Here is an 18812-nt window from a genome sequence, read left to right as displayed (position 1 = left end):
ATTACCTTTTTTATCCGTTGAAAGGATAGGTCAGATAATTTTACTGTTTTAATATATTTCCATCTACTCATAGGTGTAATGACGTGGATAACTGTTTTAAAATATGTTTTGCCAGGGTTTCATTCCCTGATCATTGCTTTTTAATACTTATAGGCCGATATTTATCGATATAGATATTTTCATTAAAACGCGTATAAAAATACTATTTTTTTAATAAATGATCTAATAAAATAAAATTTTATTAACGCAACAATTAATTAACACCCAGCAGGAATAAGGCATAGTTAACTTGTTGCCATAACGTTAAATAAATATTTATTTAAATATTTTCAAGCCCGGATACTCAGCCGGGCCTTTTCCATCGCGCAATACCTGTTTAAATGCTTGGGTAAATTCCTCTTTACCGTCCTCATTTAAATGGTCGGCATTGCTGTATAGTGCTATATTATCAGCCATTTTTTTATATGCCGAAAAATCATAATAGGTTGTACCTGTTTGTTTACAAAGCTCAGCCATCACCTTTTCAGTCTCTTCAATATCCTTTGGCGGATAATTATCAGTATATGCTTTATAAAACGGCGGTGTATAAAATATACATTTTATTTTTTTTGCTTTCAACTCAGTGGCTATTTGTTTAAGATATGCCAGGTACTGTTCACGTATCTGCGGATTATATTGCAGTGCCAGCTTTTTATCCTTACTGTGATCAAAAGCATCTATTTTGCCTGATTGCAGTATCTTGGCTGTATCAACCACAATATGGCTTACTTGTTTTGATGCTTTTTTTTCTTCTTTATCCTTGAGTGCTTTCACCAGTTTACGGAAACCGTAATCGGCCTGTATAAAGGCGAACAGCTTACCAAAAACCATGTTGTTATAATCATTTGCGGAGATTAACGTGTACGAAGGTATTGCCGCATATAAACCCTTGCGCGCATCATTCAGGTTACCGTTTGAAAGTGCTTCATTATCAAAATATAACGAAGAATAGGAAATACAGATAAGCACCTCTTTTAGATGAGGCAGCTCGGGCGACAGATAGTCAAGACTGTATTTAATGGAGGCGATATCCTGCCCGCCCATTGACAGGTTTTTGCCGGTTTTATCCCAAATATTATAATCAAGCGAGCCGCCATGCGAACGGCCAAAAGCAAGCGACTCAATTTTATCGCGCCGCAGATACACGGCATTGATCATGTTTTTTTGCACGGTCACACTTTCTGCCGGAACAATAAAGCTCAGCAGTTCACAAATAACCACAACCGTTACTAAGTATATTGCCCCTCTGCTTAATATCTTCTTTTCCATTATTAAAACTGAAAGTACACAAACTCGTTAACACCAAATTTTCCGAACCATAATATCAAAAAGGTAACGCCTATGTAAAATACCCAGCGCGGCACGAGTGACATGTTCAGCACGGCATCTATAACCCCGGTTTTGCGTACGGCGAATGATATGGTTACCAGCATAATTACAAAAACGATGGCCAGCACAAAATCATAAAATTTAAGGCCGATCAGGCTTTCGGCGCCACCGGGTACAAACAGGCTTTTAACATCAGTCGCTATATTGCTAAACTCAAATATTTTACCAAATACTACAAAACTGTCAGACAAGTTGTTGGCCCTGAAAAATACCCAACCTATAATAACGATAACGTAGGTAACAGCCCACCTTAAAATATTTTTAAGGTTTACACCCGGCTTTATATTGCGGATACTGCGACCGTATACATAACGCTCAACAACCAGCATTATGCCATGTATGGCACCCCATATTAAAAAAGTATAGGCGGCACCATGCCATAAACCACTAATTACAAATACAAACACGGTATTGAATATCCACCTGCCTTGTGATACCTTGTTACCACCAAGCGGAATGTACAGGTAATCGCGAAACCAGGTTGACAGCGATATGTGCCACCTGCGCCAGAATTCAGTTACCGTTTTTGAGAAATACGGCGACCTGAAGTTCAGCATCAGATCGATACCAAAAAGCTTTGAAACACCCAGGGCAATGTCTGAATAACCTGAAAAATCGCAATATATTTGGTAAGTAAAAAAGATGGTGGCAATGATAAGTGAAACTGACGAAGCCTGGTCAACATGGTTATACACATGGTTAACGGCTATAGCCAACCTATCGGCAACAACCATTTTTTTGAATAAACCCCAAAATATCAGTACAAAGCCTCTCCTGAAATTTTCGTATTTATAATTATCAAGATGCCTCAACTGCGGCAACAGATCTTTTGTACGTGCTATAGGTCCGGCAACCAACTGCGGAAAGAAGGATACGAATAACAGGAACCTGAAAAGGTTTTTTTCAGTTTGCACCTCGCCCCTGTAAACATCAATTACATAGCTAATAGAGTGGAAGGTATAGAATGATATACCTACAGGCAGCAGAATATCTAAAAAATCAAAATGATACGGGTAGTGAAAATAGAATGATACATCCTGAGCAGCCTGTACAAAAAAATTAAAATACTTAAATATAAAGAGTATAAGGAAGTTGACAACTATACTGAGCGTGAGGAAGAGCTTTTTCCGCCGTTTATCGGGCGATTTTTCAATGAGCAGGCCTGACAAAAAGCAGGAGGATGATGTAAAAAATATGAGCCCCAGGTAACTAAAACTCCAGCAGGCATAAAAAAAGTAACTTGCCGCCAACAGAAAATATAACCGGCCCTTTTGATTGAGCAAACGGTAAACAACTAATACTATTACTAAAAAAACTACGAATTGGATAGAGTTGAAAAGCATTAGCTAAATAATTACAACTAAATTGTTTATAACGATTAACGAGGACCCCGACTACACCATTTATCCTCAGTTATTGAATGTTTGTTTAATAACCCGGTTTGTTAACTATAATTATAAATAAAATTTAGGCAGGTATTAATGTATTCAATTTCACGAAAGTAATAATTAAATATTACTTTTTTAAAAATACCTTTAAAAAAATAGAATATTAATAATAAATTAATCAATTATATGTTTTTTCTGCAAAACAGCTCATATCAATCAATTAACCCTTTATTGGTTGTCATAAATACGTTTTGCATCCCAGGTAATATTTTCTTTAACTACCCTGGCCGGCACACCTGCTATCAAGCTGTTAGGCGGATAATATTTACCCGGTACTAATGATCGTGTACCAATAACGGATTCGCTGCTTATTTTAGCCCCTTTAAGTATAGATACATCACGGCCTATCCAAACGCGGTCGGCAATGGTAATATCAACGGCGTAGTTGATGCGCTTCCCGGTGGCTTTATCTAATATGGAGTGCGAATCGCCATTGCGGATGTCAAGCCCGGCGGCAAACAGGCCACCCGCACCTATAGTAATTTTGCCCGATGGTTCAGTAACCGCTATGGCAGCCCCGCGCATATCAGTACCCTGGCCTATGGTAATAGTACTGTTATCATCCTCAAACCAAAGCTTAGTATTTTGCATGATGCAATTTTCGCCAATGGTTAAAGTATGGCCGCTGCCCTTAATATATATTGATACGTTTAGCAGCTTTGAATTTTTACCCAATATCACCGTATTGTTATTGCCATTAAACTTGATGCTAACTGTTTTGAACAATACGTTGCTGTATTCAACCTTGTTCGCCTTACCTTTATCGGTAATTTTAAGCATAAAAAGCTCGGACGAACGGCTGGCCATATTGAGCACTTTACCGTGTAATGACGGGCTCAGCTTTTTTAACGATTGCGATAATCCCCTTAAATAGCGTAACGGACTGCTCATACCAGTTTAAATCTCCTGAGAAATTTGCGTGAATGCGCCATTAAACTAAATGTAAAAAAGGTAAGGAACTGTACCGGGTTATCAGCCACTATTTTTGAGTAATAAAAACGGTATTTTATATAGGTTGATGACCTGAAATCCCAAAAGAAAGGTTTAACATCTTTAAAAGTATATTTTTGCTTGATGTCAACCCCGTGAGTTTTATCAGGCATTTCAAAAACCAGCGGTTTAAAGGATAGTATAAGTTTATAGCCCGCTTTTCTGGCCCTCAAAGGCAGCTCAGTATCACCACGATGTTTAAAGTGCACAGCATCAAACAGGCCTATTTTATGAAATACCTCAACCGGTATCAATATGCCACGGCCAATAAGGTCGAACGGATAGATAGGCAGTTCGCGGTCTATTTCATCCAGCTTTTTACCTTTATAAACAAAACTATTAAAGGCAAACCAGCTATTGGTATACTTACCTGCATAGGTAATTGATTGCTTATCGCGATAATCAACCGCAGCACATCCTACCAGCGCTTTAGGGTTCTGTTCTCCCACTTCTATCAATGTTTCGAGCCAGTCATCAGCAATGATAACATCGTCGTTTTGAAGAATGATATGGTCAATATCCTTATGATTATCAAGCACGTATTGTATGCCAAGGTTTACTGAACCTGTCCACCAAAGGTTACCATCTCCCTTAAGTTCAATAACCGAAGGATGGGCAGACAGTAATGCTGATGTATTATCAGTAGATCCATCATTCACTACAATAAAAAGATCGGGCTTTACTGTTTGATTTTCGATGTAACCCACCAGGTTCATCAATATCTGGCTCCTGTTAAATGTTGGGACAACTAATGCTACTTTCATATATTAATAAACTGTACCTTTTAACTCAATAGCTTGTGCTAAGTGTATGACACTTTGACCGGCGGGATATTTAATCCGGTTTTTACTGCTGATCTTGCCTTATAATCTGTGATAACATATAAAAATGCCAGACTCATAAAAAATGGTATGGTATAATATGTTTCAGAAAAACTGATAAGCAGGAAGATAAAATAAAGCGGGACCACCGAACGCCGCTGATAAAATTTACTCAACCGCTTTAAAGAGTAGATCATCATCCACGAAAAGGCTATCATGTACAAAAGCCCCATACCGGCCAGTGTACTGGTTAAACCATTATTAGTGGTGGCATCGCCCGAAGTGGCCTGCCCGTACGCACTTTCCGCATTACGGCCCTGACCAAAAAGCGGGCTTTCGATAAAAAATGCAAGATCACGAGCGGCAGAGCCAAAACGTGATTTATCTGAATCGCGCGCGCTTTGGTCTTTAATTTTGTTGTTAAGAAATGCCACATTAAAAAACGCAAAAAGAGAGACCGCTGCAAGTAAGGGTATAACGATTACTTTATATCGGTTAAATTCAGCCTTTAATAATACATATAACGACAGCATAAGTGCTAAGTAACCTGTTGTGCTGTATGTGGTTATCATAGCGATAATAAATATCAAGCCTTTTTTATTCTTGATGGTTCCCTCAGAAATGTACAGAAAGAACAATGCCATTATCAAAAAACCTACAAAGGCTCCCGGCTCCCAAAACGGCCCGCAATTACGTATCATTTGTAACGACTCATTGGATTGAGTTAGATACCTGTAGCCATGAAAATTATATATAATAATGTGAAAAGTTTGCGCATTTTCAACTGTTGGTGTGAATGGAAAAAAGGCAAATGGTGATGAAAGCTTTTCAAAAATGGCTTGTGAGTTAGGTATCAGTACCATTGCCAGGTAAAAGAAAATACTGATGTAAGAAAAGAAATAGAGTATTTTAACGTATAACTTCAGGAAGTTAATTTTTGTAACACGTATAACCAGGTATCCCCATATAAACCGTATGATCAATCCAAAATATGTTGACCAAAAGTATTGCCCACCGGTTGCGCCTTGAAATATTTGCAACAAAAGCACTAAAACAACAAAAAAAAGAAAGCGCCTGTCAACCTGCCTGTTGGTATGCATTAAAAAGGTAAGCCCGGTAAGCATTAGGCTTATAAGAATTAATGGTAGCTGCCCCTGGAAGAATGGTATCCCGGAGGTAGCTATCAGCATAAAAACCGAAATAAAAGCTAAATTCTTTTTTAGCGTCATGTTATAAGTTTTGTTGGGATGCACGCGCCGGACGCATTACACCAACCAATACCTTTATAAATCTTTTTACAGAATCGATACTCAATACAACCGGGTTTAACAGTTTAAACGAATAAGAAACCGCTTTTAACCTATTATTTGTAGCTATAAGATCGCAAGCATAAAAATAGTAAGTTCTGCGCAAAAATATGCTTTTAAACGCTGACATGTCTACCTTACTTTTCCACTTTTGTACTACCTGGCTCAAGCCCTTTAAACGTTTATCAATTGATTTTGATGTGCGTACGCCAAAATGCTCCCTGAACTTAATGAGCGATTTAGCCACATGTGCAAATTTGTATTTATGCGCTATACGGAACCACATATCCCAATCCTGGAATGATATAAGTTGTTCATCAAATAATCCGCTCTCCTCTATCGCCTGCTTGGTAACGGTTACACAAGTAGTTGTTATGGGGCAAAAATCACCCTGCCGCATAGCATTCAGCACATCTGCAGGCAGATCACGCTTCGCTTCGCTCGTTTTATCGCTTTCATCACTAAACAATATACAATCCGAGTATACCAACCCTACATTTATGCCAGCCTGGTGAGCCTTAAAATGCTCTTCGAGCTTGGTTGGCAACCACAGATCGTCATCATCCAGAAATGCTATTAGCGCCCCGTCCGACTGTTTGATACCTGTATTGCGGGCAGCATTACCGCCCATTGATACCTCGTGGTGTATAACCTTTACGTTGTTGAACTCGCTGCACACCTTGTTTACAATATCCTCATCAGGCTTATGATCATTAACCACCACCACCTCATAATTACTATAAGTTTGCGCGGCAACACTGGCTAATGCTTCCCTCAAAAAATCGGGACGGTTATATGTAGGTATAATGACCGAAAACTTCATGCCTAAAATCTGCTGGCTTTTTTGCCTGTTAATACTTTATATCGCTCTGCCGAACGTACTGCCTTGAGATAATACCGTACAAAAAAAACGTCGAGCTTTTGGCTTAATGAAAGATTTTTGCCTTTCTTCAGGATATACCGGATATCGCCACCTGTGGGCCTAACCTCTTTCACAAAGCGGATCATGTAACCCAGCTTGCTTACTTTTTTGTTTTCCTGGAAACCGGCTTGTCCGCCACCCACGCGACGCGCTTTGTTAGCAATTTCCTTCAGATCATGCCGGGCCGGATGCTTGATGATCAGTTCAGGTACATAATCAATACCAAAACCGCCTTTTAATGCCCGCACGCCCCACTCATAATCTCCACCGGACATCAGCGTATCATCAAACACACCTACAGCATCAAATACTTCCTTTTTGGTAAACATATTGGCAGTAATGCTCGTACCTTCAACGTTAACATAACGCTCCTGGTTAAATGCGAAAACACTTTCGTACAGTTCGGCCTTTGTAAGTTTAGCCGATTGATAGAACAACTCAACACTACCACCAATACGGTAACACTGCGGATGATTATTAAAATGATTGACCGCGGTACTTATCCAGTTAGCATATGGTATACAATCAGAATCAGTAAAACCTAATATCTCTCCTTTTGCAATTTTAAGCGCTGCATTACGCGCCGCATATGACCCTGGCTTAGACTCGGTGATCACCTTACAATTGCCAGGTAGATCATATCCATCCGGCACCTTGTCATTCGCATTATTATTAGCCACGATTATCTCAAACCTATCAACCGGATAAGTTTGTCCGGCTAACGCCCCCAAACATAGCGCCAACCGATCCCAATCGTTAAAAGTGGGTATGATGATGGTAATATATGGGGTATGGGAGGACATGGGGGTTATTGGGTTAGGGTGGTGTATAAGTCTATATGTTGCTTGACCGAATAAGACAAAGAAAATTGTACTTTATCTGCTTCTGAAATATCACAAAACTCTTCCGTGCATAATGCTTTCTCTAATGCAGCTATTACAGATGATTCATCTGTTGCATTAAATTTTGGAAAGCCAAACTTATCTAACATCTCAGTAATATTTCCGCTTTCAGGCCCAACTATAGACTTATTAAATGCCAGAGATAAATAGATTACTCCAGATGTCAAATTTTCGAGCCTCGGTATTAGAACAGCATCAGCAGCATTAAAAAAAATCTGTACCTTATTATGTGGCACAAACTTAAAACCAAGCCACTGATTGGAAAACATTTTTTTTAGAATATGTTTTAACCTTATAGATATTTTTTTTAACGGATAGTTTTTAAAAGACAATCTTTCAAAAAACCCTGGTATCAAGAGATATTTATTAGTTATGTTTATTTTTGAGAATGCATTAAAAATAAATTTCTTTTCATCCTGCGTCCTGATTTTACCAAAACATAAAATAACTTTAGCTTTTTCAGGTATGCCAAGCTCATTTCGAGCTTCCTTACGATTAGCTGAATTTGGATAACTTGTATAAATATGATGTGGTATGATTCGATTAATTGTTCTACCATCAGCTAAGTGTTCAAAACTGTATTGGCCTAAATGTACTACTGCATCAGCTATCGAATATGATAGATCATAAAGTGGCTTAAAGCTGAAAGCATTCTCTTTATTTGGCAATTCATTATGCCTTGTAACCACAATTTTAGCCCCTCGTTCTTTCCATATTTCAAGGCGATATTTAAACTTGTCCACTTCCTTAGCAGATGGTGGCAACCATTTAAATAACTCTTCGGGCCATTGTATATGAACAACATCAAAAATGTCATCAGATTCCCAAAAATCATTAACTGAATTCTTGATTTCCAGTGCTGTCGACAATCCTTTTACAAGTTCAGTTATGTAAGGATTATTCGCATTTGATGTCATTAAAACTTTCATATTCAATCCTCAATGCATTTTTTCAATACTTCCAAATATGCATTCTCTGTTTCACGGTCAGGCTCAATATAATTGCCCTCAGCCCATTCATTCCATGATTTAAGGAATGCTATACGCTCTTGTTCTGGTTTACCTTGGATCGATTTAATAACATTATTAACATGCACTTCAAACAGTTCTGATGTTGAATCCATCAGCACTACTCCTCTTTTTTTACTTCGTGGCGTATTATCCCAACGTGGTACTATATTAGGCAAATAACCTTCGGGCAGTCCATCTGCTTCTTGTTGGGCGATAAAATCTTTATATGATATTCTGCGTGGTAAAAAAAATGAGTTATACAACGGAAACTTCCGTCGAGCTTTCATCTGAATATTTCCGTATTTTTTCTTTTCAACTTGCGTTACCACCGGGCTAATAGCATTTGATACAAGGGCATCCATGCTCACTTCAGATGGTTTTTTTCCGTTAAGTACACCAACGAAATATACTCCAGGAAGCCCGTTTTGCTTTGCAAGCCTTTGCCACGTTTCAACAAAAAGCTTTATATCAAAATCTTTATCCCCCGGACGATATATAAGAAATAATGGTTTACCATCAACGGTTAAATATCTTTTATCCAAAAAAGCCGGTAAAACTGTATTAAAATGATCTTCAAAATCCTTCACATCCGGATATTCCTGTTTTATAAGCACGGTACCCGGTGAACCATGCCATATACCCGACCAAGTTTCATTACCCCATCCAAGACAAAATGGAAAATCTGGTGTACCTGATTTTACTACTTCATCAAAAACACGGTCAAGTATACGACGACCTCTGCCAAACCAATAATGCCAGTAGCAGAAAGCCTCCACTCCATGTTCTTTCGCCAATTTAGCTTGTGCCTCTCTAATTTCAGGTAATCGTAAATCATAAAAGCTCAAATCTCCAGGAATAACCGGTTGTTTATGACCTTTATAAAGAGGCTTGGCTGCCGCTACATTTGTCCACTCTGTAAAGCCTTTACCCCAAAAATTATCATTTTCAGGTATAGGGTAAAACTGTGGTAAATAAAATGCAATTACTCTGGCTTTTTTATTCATGATAAATTTTTACAGGATATAATTTAACTTTTAACAGTTTGGCTTAATAATGTTTGTATACTTTTTTTATAGGAGTACTCTTGCTGTCCAAACTGATGCTTTAACAATGCCGCCACTCTTTCCAATTTCTCATTCTCAAGAACATGATTATTTTTGATGATTTTATCTAAAAGCTCATCTTCATTATTAAACATATCATCAAGTCCACCATAATCAATAAAATATTCATCGCTATATCTAAAACATGCTTTTCGTTTTAATAGCGACGTAAAGTAAACCGTAGTTGAATGACAAATGCAGAAATCGGAAGTTTCAATTAAACTTAAAAGCATTGAGGAATTTTGATACACTTGATTGAGGTTGTTGTATTTGTCAAATTCATAATGCTCTGGTTTATTAGTAGGATGCATTAGTACATCAAATCTATAACCTGTTTGCATCGCTACTTTTCCCGCAATGCGCAACATATCAGTATTTGATTGTTTAAGCGTACTACGAGAAAATAGTAGAATAAACTTATTTGTTGGTATTGGCGCTACATTCTCAGTATTATAAAAATTATCTATTTTATAATCCTCAACTGAACTACCTGATAATAATATGTTTTTGGCAGGTGTATTATTAGAATTAAAAACACTTACAACGCTGCTTCCCCAACCAAGTAAATAATCAGCCGGTGAATTAAGATAATTTATAGCTGATTGCGAATATTGATCATCTCTGTGCTTAATGTATATACCATGTTGCAATGTTGCTGTAAGAATACTTTTCTTCTTTGCCGCTTGAACAAAGATATTTCCGTACTGCTTCATATCTGAGAATACAATTAGCAAATTCAGATTATTCAAAAAATCTTTTGAACTTATATATTCAATTACATCATAGTAAAAAAGACACTTCGCAAGTAAATTGATGTTTTTAGCTACTGATTGAAACTTGAAAGAATGGCGCGTAGGCACAATGAACAGCGCCTTTACTATTATAAGAAATTTATTAAACACGGAACCTATAACAAATCGTTTTTGAGCTTTATTATCATTTTTTATTGTAAAAACGCGTACATCATAATTATCTATCTGATTTAAAACGTTATTACATTGCTTAATATAATCGCTACGATTGTCATCGTCCATTACAAAACCTATAATTTCATTATGTAACCCATTTCCAGACTTTTTGATTATTGAAATAGGTATGCTATGGTTTATATAAAGTAGATTTTTTAACAAAAATTTAAGTTCAGCTATAATCCCATACTTTTTATTCTCCCCATCAACATGATGCAAATGAGATAACTGATTCGCAATTATTCCCCCATAATTATAGCCGCGGAAAGTTACACGTTTCCATTTTTCCCAGTGGGGAAGAAACTTGTCTTTATATTCTTTTCCGATGATCATGTTATTTTGGGATAATTGCTACTGATAGGTAGTTGTTACGAATCCAGTATATCTTTTTTGGCCTGGTATAGGGCGCGAGCCATTTCCAGGTCTACAGGCTCGTCAATGTCTATTGAGCGCCATTTTTCCATTTCTACATAACCGCATTTCGGGCCTATACGGCCAATGGAAAACAGTATATCACGTTTGGTGGCATAGATGGCTTTATTCTCTGCCCATTGGTTCCATGATTCTTTTTGGCGTGGCATACGTTTGTTAGGATCGTAGTTACGCGGTTCAACAGTTGTACCTTCGTCTGTTACGCTCCATAGGTAACGGGTATCATAGTATAAGCTCAGTGCCGAATCATAACCCTGGTTTTTCACCAGATCGATAGCAGCGTCAATAGCTGATACATTACGCAGCGGCGCTGTTGGATATAGTAACACCACAATATCAACATGCTTGTCAGGGTTCGCTTCCTCAAACTGTTCAACTGTCCATTTCAGCAACAGGTCAACCTCTTGTAATATCTGATCATGGGCATACATATCCGGACGGGTCATGGTATTGGCACCCCACTTTTCAGCTACCTGGCGAATTTCTGCATCCTCACTGTTAACAATGTACTCATCAATTAATGCCGATTTTTTAGCCTGTGTAATAGTATGTGCAACCAGTGGCTTACCACCCAGATCGATAATATTTTTACGCGGAACGCCTTTTGAACCTCCTCTTGCCGGTGTAATGGCCAGTACTATTGATTTCTTCTCCATGTCAAGAATATGTATATCAGTTTAAAATTATCTCATTAATTCCGGTTACATTCAGTTCATCAGCAACCGACTGCAACGATGCAAAAATCTCGGGCTCCAAAGGTATGCCTGATGCTGCGCGCTCGGCGCTGATCAGTTTCTCCGGATCACCGGGCGCCATAATAGCGCGACCATCAACTGAAGGTAGAGCGCGTAAACGGTCCATTTCTTCCTGAAGTTCCTGCGCAAACGCCTGTAAGGGTCTGAACCTGTTAATATCAAACACCAGGTAAAACTGCCCAAGCAGCCTTTTGCCCGATATATCAGAGCCATACATGGCACTTACCTGATCGCCATTGGGCATACCGCACAATGCGCCGCAAAGTATATCAACCAATAAAGCAATACCAAAGCCTTTATAATCACCAAATGGTACCAGCAACTCAGCTATTTTAGCGTCAGTCGTGATATTGCCATCCTTATCGGCAGCCACACCATCAGGTAAGGCAAGCCCTAACTGGCGGTATAACTGAATTTTGTTACCTGTAATTTGCGTCGTCGCGGCATCATAGCATAAAGGCTCTTCATTTTGCAACGGAAAAGCATAACAAAACGGGTTAGTACCTAAAAATGCTTTTTTTGAACCTGTCGGGATAAGCCTTGGCGTAGTATTAGTTACCGCTAAGGCAAAAAAACCGTTTTTTGCAGCTTGTATGGTATAATAAGCCAGCATACCACAGTGCGATGAATTGGTAACCGTTACCGCTGCCATACCTTGCTGGGCAGCTATTTCCATGGCTTTATCAATTGCTGTTTGCCCTGCCGGGAAACCCAGCGCATGGTCGGCATTGATAATGCCGGTAGTTGGCCCGGTCTGTTCAAATTCAAACTTAGGCATGGCGGTTAAACGCCCTGCCTTTAATGCTTTTACATAATGAGGCAATAAACGTATACCATGCGAATCAACACCACGCAATGATGCCTGCACCAGCCCCTCGGCTGCCGTGCGCGACGAAAGCTCATCAAAACCCGCAGCCAAAAGCAGCTTTTGGGCGAAGGCCTCCAATGCGGCTGCATTTACATTTATAGCTGATTCTGTAACGTTCTCCATTATGGTTTCGGATATGTTTTTAAGCCATTGATGGCCATAAAATCTTTAATAATCTCTTCGTTCTCTAAAAAGTAGTTTAGCCCCTTCCAGTTATACTGGTTAATTACGGAGTTGGCACTGCCTGCCTTGAATACCTCTGTATCCTCACAATTGGCACCGCTGCCATCCAGGCCTATATTTTCAATAACGGCCTCTTTTGGGTAAACCGCAAAGGTTGATGTAAGGTAATGCAGCAGTATCCAGCTTACGCTCCATATATCTACTTGTCCTTTTAAAAACTTTTCAGATTTTGAGAGGATGGCCATATCGCTCGAAAAATCTTCTATCGAAAAGCCTATCGTATCAAACAACGCTACAACCTTGGCCAAGTCAACCTCGTATTGCTGCCACCTGTCTGCCCAGGTTGCCCAACCCCATGTTGAAAAGCGGTTAAGCAGCAGCAGATCCGCCTCGGGGTCAAATATAAAGTTACAATTCGGAAACAGGTAGCCGCAAAGGCTGCGTATCTTCTTGTTATCCTTCAGTTCGGTTAGGCCCTGCCTGAAAAATTCATAGCCGCCCGGCCTTAATACACAATCATCCTCAAGCAATATGGCCGCATCAGCACCATCGGCAAATGCATCGCTCATGGCCGTGCGTACACTTTTTGCCAGGCCAAACTTCTCTGTACGCTGGGTAAGCGTAATGTTCAGCCCTTTAAAGTTGTGTACAATATCAAGTATGCGCTTTTGGTTTTCGATCACCTCGGGTTTATCCGAGTAATCAAGATAGGCTTTAACGTGCTCAACGCCGTTTACAGCCAATCCCTCAAGCGTACTTAACGTGTGCTCCGGACGATTGTACATCAGAAGTAACAAGTCGATCCTCATTACCCATTGAAGTTAGGATTCGGAATGATATACGCATGACCAACCTGGTGCAATGGCCTTGGCGGGTTATGCATCTCGTCAATATATTTTATTCCTTCTTCCAAACCTTCCAAACGTATAGCCGGCTCAATCAGGTGTTCCTCAATAAACGCGCTCGCACCGGCCTTTATCAACTCAATAACCTCTTTACGGTTACGGATGTTACCCACCCCGCGAGACATCATGATGTTCAATCCTGAAAACTGGATCAGATCCTTATTCAACAATATATAGTGCGACCCGAAACCAAAAGGTATACAATGGGTTGACGGGCTCAGTATGTTCTTGTTATCCCATATAGGCGCTGTGTTGCCTGATGAACTATCAAACAACAGGTTACAACCACGGCCGCCGAAATGTGTTTTCATTTTTTTGGCGATATCTTCAATGCTGCTGTTCAGTTCGTGCCTGAAACCAAGGCTTTGCTGTTTGTTGTTCAGCTCGCCTACTATTTCTTCAGGTAAAACATAGGTTTCGATAGATTCCGGATCAATGGCTTTAATTACTGCCAGGCGTTCTTCTGATGAATCAAGCACAAATATTCTTGATTCCGGACAGGTACGGTTATGTATATAAGCGGCAATAAGGCCAGAAAAGCCTGAACCTACCAGCAATAGCCTGCGCATTCTTAATGAATCAGCATGGCGGGTAAGCGCGTTACGCACATCGGCAATCAAAAAGCCGAACATGAAAGGCATTAATTGCTGTATGGTTGGATTTTCGTGTTTACGATAGCATATCTCATATGAGTATTTTGGCAATACCACGTATTTGGCATATGAGCCATCGTAACTGTGTTTACCATGGCCTATGATAGTACTTTCGCCGTAATCGCATTCGGTATATCGGTGTAGTACAGTACAGGCATAGCAATCATAATGCTCGCAGGGTACGTGGCCAAATACGGTTACATAATCGCCTACGGCTATTTCACGAGCATCTGCATTTGATTGTATAACACGGCCAACGCCACCGTTACCAAAAACAAATTCATCATCGATCATAAATTCATCACGACGAGGGTGTATGCCATCCGGGTGCGAGGCCAGCCAAAAGCTTCCGTGCATAGGTATGGCAAGCATCTCAACTAATATTTCACCCTGCCTAAGCTCACGAACACCGGCTTCTTCCAATGTTGTTTTGAGCGTTTTTTGCTCCTTATTTAACCAGCGGGTAGTAATTTGTAAGTTTCTCATCTGAATTTACTCAATTTGATTACAATTGTTTTAATACTGTTATATATCGCCCCGGCACTATCCCTTCAATGTTAATTATCTGATTATGGGTGTCGCGGGTACCGCCGTACCCGGCTTCTCTTCCTTAAAATACTTATCGCGCAATGTCAGGAAAGGTTTTTCTATCCATTTGTACAGGTAACTTGCTATAAATAAATTTAAAGCGAAGAACAGCACAAAAAATATCAATGAATAAACACCACCCTTTAAGCCGAATTTTTCCTCCACTTTATTAAGCACATATACTACCGGAAAATTAACCAGGTAGATGGAGTATGACCATAGCGATATTTTATATATCGCCGTAATAACAAAATTTGAGCTTTTTGTTTTGAGATTGTTGCAGGCCGGTAAAAACAGCGCGAAAGCAACGGTCATTACAGTTAAAAAGAAAACCTGTATAACCGGGTTAACGCCTTCCATGGCATTGTTATTTAAATAGAACACAAAAAGCACAGCCGCTATAATGCCGCCGATAATGGCGCCAGGGCCAACCAGTTTTTCATATGCCTTACGGTGATAAAATTTCAGGAAGGCCACAAATACACCGGTCATCATGGCATCCAGCCTGCTGATCACGATCATACGGGTTTCCCAAAAATGGTAATGCTTAATGGTTAAACAATAAAAACGGAAACCGATAGGCACGGCTATGAACAATAGCATTGCCGTAAGAAAAGAGTTTTTGATACTGAATTTAAATACGTACCTGAAAAACAACACGGCCAACGGGTAAAACATGTAAAACCACTCCTCAATACAAAGGCTCCATGATACATTAAAGAATGATGGCTTGACCCAGGCAAAGTTTTGCAGAAACACAAGGTACCAGCTTAAATGCTGTATGCGCAGGTGCGGTGGTTTAAGCAGCAATACACAGGCAATATTTACCAATATAAAAAAGTAATAATTGGGCAAAGTGCGCATCCAGCGGCGAACCCAGAATGTTTTTAATGAGCCACCTGTAGCTTCTTTTTCAAAAGTTTTGATAAGTATGCCCCCTATCAAAAAACCGCTTAATACAAAGAAAAGCTCAACGCCCCAAAAACCAAGTACGGTAATGCTTTGCTGATCGGCAATTGGCAGGTAAAACCGGGCATGACTGAACAGCACAAACAATATCGCTATGCAGCGCATCAGGTCGAGTCCAAAAATTCTTTCGTTCTTATTCATCTGCAAAAATTATAACCGGTTTAAACTTCCTGCAACTCAACCATCCGCCTAAAGCGCTCAGATGTTTCAACCATCTCATCAAATGTGCCGCTGGCAGCTACTTTGCCCTGCTCAAGCAGGTAAATGGTATCAGCATTCTTTATGGTTGATAAACGGTGCGCGATAATCAGCATGGTGTAAGTACCGTGCAGTTTCTCAATATTATCCTGTATCACACGTTCAGTTTCTGAGTCTAATGCCGAGGTAGCCTCGTCCAGTATCAAAATATCGGCATCCTTATACAATTCACGCGCTATTGATATACGCTGCTTTTGCCCGCCCGATACCAGGGTACCATGATCGCCAAGCATAGTATTTTCCTTATCAGGCAAACCGGCAATAAACGTGGTTAACGATGCCAGTTCAACCGCTTTATTAAAGCGCTCAATATTTTGAGGAGTACGCTCCGCCCAAAAGGTGATGTTGTTGTAAATGTTATCATTAAATACCACCGCTTCCTGTGAGATATAACCGATACGGTTACGGAAGGTATTTAAGTTAAAATCGTTAAGAGCGGTATCATCAACCAAAAGCTGGCCCGAATCGGGTTTTAACAAACCTACCAATATATTGGCCAGCGTAGTTTTACCCGAACCGCTTTCGCCCACAAAAGCTACTGTTTTATTTTTAGGGATCGAGATGTTAACATGATCAAGTATCGGTTTAACTTTATCATATGAGAATGAACTATCGGCTATCATGATACCGCGTTCAAAACCGGTGTAGGTTTTGGTTTCGTCATGCTCCTGCCCTGCAGCCATCTCGGTATACAAGGTAGCAACCGAATCCATTGAACCGCTGTTTTGTATAAAGCTTTGCCAATAGTTTTGCACCAGTACTAATGACATTAACGCTCTGTAAAACAACAGTAAACTTAACAATATGGTACTCAACATGGTACCCATGTAGCTTACCTGCAAGTAAATTACCCCGGCAACTATAAGTATAATAACCGGCTCCTTAACACTGTTGGTAATAGCCGCGTTGTAACCCATCTTCTTATTAAATTCCTCAGAATCGCGAATAACATTTTTAATGTGATTAGAGAAACTTTCAAAATAATTGGTTGATTTAAGGTACTTAAAGTAGTATATAGATTGCGTAATAAGCTTATTGAACTGGTTACCGGTTTTTGATATGCTCATTGAAGCACTCTTGGTTGATTTGTAGATGCGCCTGTATAATAAGCTTGATATACCTGCGCCCACGCCTACAATAAGCGCAAACTGATAGTTGGCCAAAAACGCCAGCGCCACATAGGTTAAAAGCATTACGGCAGACTGTATGGCGTTAAAGTAAAACTTTACCGTTTGGTTTAAGCGCCCCACCTCGCCGGTAAGCGTGTTTTGCACCCGCCCGGTATCTAACTTTAAAAAGTTACGGTAAGTTAAGCCCTGCAATTGTGCCAGCAGCGCGAAACGGATACGCCGCATAAAGTAAAACCATAATTGCACCTGGCCATTTTGCTGAAAAAATTTAAGCCCCCCTTTAACTGCAAATAACAATACCAGTACTACCAGTATTGAATTTAAGTTGATCTGGAAACCGAATGAAGTGATAGCATCAGTCAAAAAGTGAAGTTTACCCATTGATTTACCTGATGACTTCATCTCGCCGGTATCACTTACTGATTGCAGCAGCGGCATAAACATGGCTAAGCCCATACCATCCAAAAAGCTTACCATAATGCCCAAACCGGTATTTAAAAGCAGCTTGTTGCCTATAACATTATAGTAAAATTGAAAGTAGCCTATAAAGTTGTTTTTAAAATTCAGTTTCATTTATCAGTGGTATGCTTGGTCATCTCTTATATTAGTTATCGCTCCCATATCAGTAAAGCCTGATTGGTGGCTACATAATTACCGGCCTCATCGGCCTCCATTATCAGCAATCGTATTTTGCGCTTAATTACCTTTTCGGCCTTTTCTATCAGTTTGGCGGTGTAAGCCCGGTTTAACTCGGCACCAACCAGCAACAGATCTATCACCTGGCTATCGCGGCCGCGGGCAAAATCACCGGTTATATAGGCCGATTGTAAGTCGCCTATCCTGCGTAATACTTTTTCAATAATTTCATCAATGCCTACAAACTTGAACAATATGTTATTCAGTTCGCTAAAAAAGGGGTGAGAGCGGTTTGCCTGGTATAATTTTTTGTTGCCCGAGGCTGATGATACCAACAGGCCGGCATCTTCAAACCTGTTAAGCTCCAAACGTATGGCATTACTTGATTCACCGAACTCCGCCTCGAGGCTGCGCAAATAGGCCTTGGTATCGCTGTTAAGAAAAAACTTTAACAGCAATTTAATGCGGGTTTTCGATGTTATCAGCGTTTCGAGCATATTTTTTAAAGCGTGTTACGTAGATGTTTTAACTCACTT

17 protein-coding genes are annotated in these 18812 nt (G+C 39.7%); all 17 read right to left on the bottom strand.

What is annotated here, in order from left to right; translation table 11 throughout:
- Positions 1-315: 315 nt before the first annotated feature.
- Positions 316-1308, bottom strand: a complete 993-nt coding sequence (locus LJ707_RS11735; protein ID WP_228951132.1) for a hypothetical protein — start codon at positions 1306-1308, stop codon at positions 316-318.
- Positions 1309-1310: 2 nt separating this feature from the next.
- Positions 1311-2771: an MBOAT family protein gene (locus tag LJ707_RS11730; protein ID WP_228951130.1), complete on the bottom strand. Its 1461-nt coding sequence runs from the start codon at positions 2769-2771 to the stop codon at positions 1311-1313.
- 273 nt (positions 2772-3044) lie between these two features.
- On the bottom strand, positions 3045-3767 hold the full coding sequence (locus LJ707_RS11725) for a hypothetical protein (RefSeq protein ID WP_228951128.1): 723 nt from the start codon (positions 3765-3767) through the stop codon (positions 3045-3047).
- The gene (locus LJ707_RS11720) at positions 3764-4630 is read right to left on the bottom strand and encodes a glycosyltransferase family 2 protein (protein ID WP_228951126.1); all 867 of its coding nucleotides are present in this window, start codon (positions 4628-4630) and stop codon (positions 3764-3766) included. Before LJ707_RS11720 ends, LJ707_RS11725 begins: the two co-directional genes overlap by 4 nt.
- A 38-nt stretch (positions 4631-4668) precedes the next feature.
- The gene (locus LJ707_RS11715; protein ID WP_228951124.1) at positions 4669-5916 is read right to left on the bottom strand and encodes an O-antigen ligase family protein; all 1248 of its coding nucleotides are present in this window, start codon (positions 5914-5916) and stop codon (positions 4669-4671) included.
- Position 5917: 1 nt separating this feature from the next.
- Positions 5918-6817, bottom strand: coding sequence for a glycosyltransferase family A protein (locus LJ707_RS11710; RefSeq protein ID WP_228951123.1), 900 nt, complete (start codon positions 6815-6817; stop codon positions 5918-5920).
- Positions 6818-6819: 2 nt separating this feature from the next.
- Entirely contained in the window at positions 6820-7719 is a 900-nt protein-coding gene (locus LJ707_RS11705) for a glycosyltransferase family 2 protein (protein WP_228951122.1), read from the bottom strand.
- A 5-nt stretch (positions 7720-7724) separates the two neighbouring features.
- A complete protein-coding gene (locus LJ707_RS11700; RefSeq protein ID WP_228951121.1) occupies positions 7725-8747 on the bottom strand; it encodes a hypothetical protein in 1023 nt (340 codons plus the stop codon).
- A gap of 2 nt (positions 8748-8749) precedes the next feature.
- Positions 8750-9832, bottom strand: a complete 1083-nt coding sequence (locus LJ707_RS11695; RefSeq protein ID WP_228951120.1) for a glycoside hydrolase family 99-like domain-containing protein — start codon at positions 9830-9832, stop codon at positions 8750-8752.
- A 23-nt stretch (positions 9833-9855) separates the two neighbouring features.
- Entirely contained in the window at positions 9856-11232 is a 1377-nt protein-coding gene (locus LJ707_RS11690; protein WP_228951119.1) for a hypothetical protein, read from the bottom strand.
- A gap of 35 nt (positions 11233-11267) precedes the next feature.
- On the bottom strand, positions 11268-11987 hold the full coding sequence (locus LJ707_RS11685; RefSeq protein WP_228951118.1) for a cytidylyltransferase domain-containing protein: 720 nt from the start codon (positions 11985-11987) through the stop codon (positions 11268-11270).
- A gap of 16 nt (positions 11988-12003) precedes the next feature.
- Complete coding sequence (locus LJ707_RS11680) at positions 12004-13077, bottom strand: Ldh family oxidoreductase (RefSeq protein ID WP_228951117.1); 1074 nt, start codon at positions 13075-13077, stop codon at positions 12004-12006.
- Complete coding sequence (locus tag LJ707_RS11675) at positions 13077-13946, bottom strand: hypothetical protein (RefSeq protein ID WP_228951116.1); 870 nt, start codon at positions 13944-13946, stop codon at positions 13077-13079. The genes LJ707_RS11680 and LJ707_RS11675 overlap by 1 nt, the downstream gene beginning before the upstream one ends.
- Positions 13946-15181 (bottom strand): alcohol dehydrogenase catalytic domain-containing protein, encoded by a 1236-nt coding sequence (locus LJ707_RS11670; RefSeq protein WP_228951115.1) that lies wholly within the window; start codon positions 15179-15181, stop codon positions 13946-13948. Before LJ707_RS11670 ends, LJ707_RS11675 begins: the two co-directional genes overlap by 1 nt.
- A 75-nt stretch (positions 15182-15256) precedes the next feature.
- Positions 15257-16393 (bottom strand): acyltransferase, encoded by a 1137-nt coding sequence (locus LJ707_RS11665; protein WP_228951114.1) that lies wholly within the window; start codon positions 16391-16393, stop codon positions 15257-15259.
- A gap of 20 nt (positions 16394-16413) precedes the next feature.
- Positions 16414-18213, bottom strand: a complete 1800-nt coding sequence (locus tag LJ707_RS11660) for an ABC transporter ATP-binding protein (RefSeq protein WP_228951111.1) — start codon at positions 18211-18213, stop codon at positions 16414-16416.
- 35 nt (positions 18214-18248) lie between these two features.
- Entirely contained in the window at positions 18249-18773 is a 525-nt protein-coding gene (locus tag LJ707_RS11655; protein WP_228951109.1) for an ArsR family transcriptional regulator, read from the bottom strand.
- Positions 18774-18812 lie beyond the last annotated feature (39 nt).

Origin of the sequence: Mucilaginibacter sp. UR6-1 (assembly GCF_020880975.1) — a bacterium.
GTDB lineage: Bacteria > Bacteroidota > Bacteroidia > Sphingobacteriales > Sphingobacteriaceae > Mucilaginibacter.
This window is presented reverse-complemented; position numbering and strand designations above follow the sequence as displayed.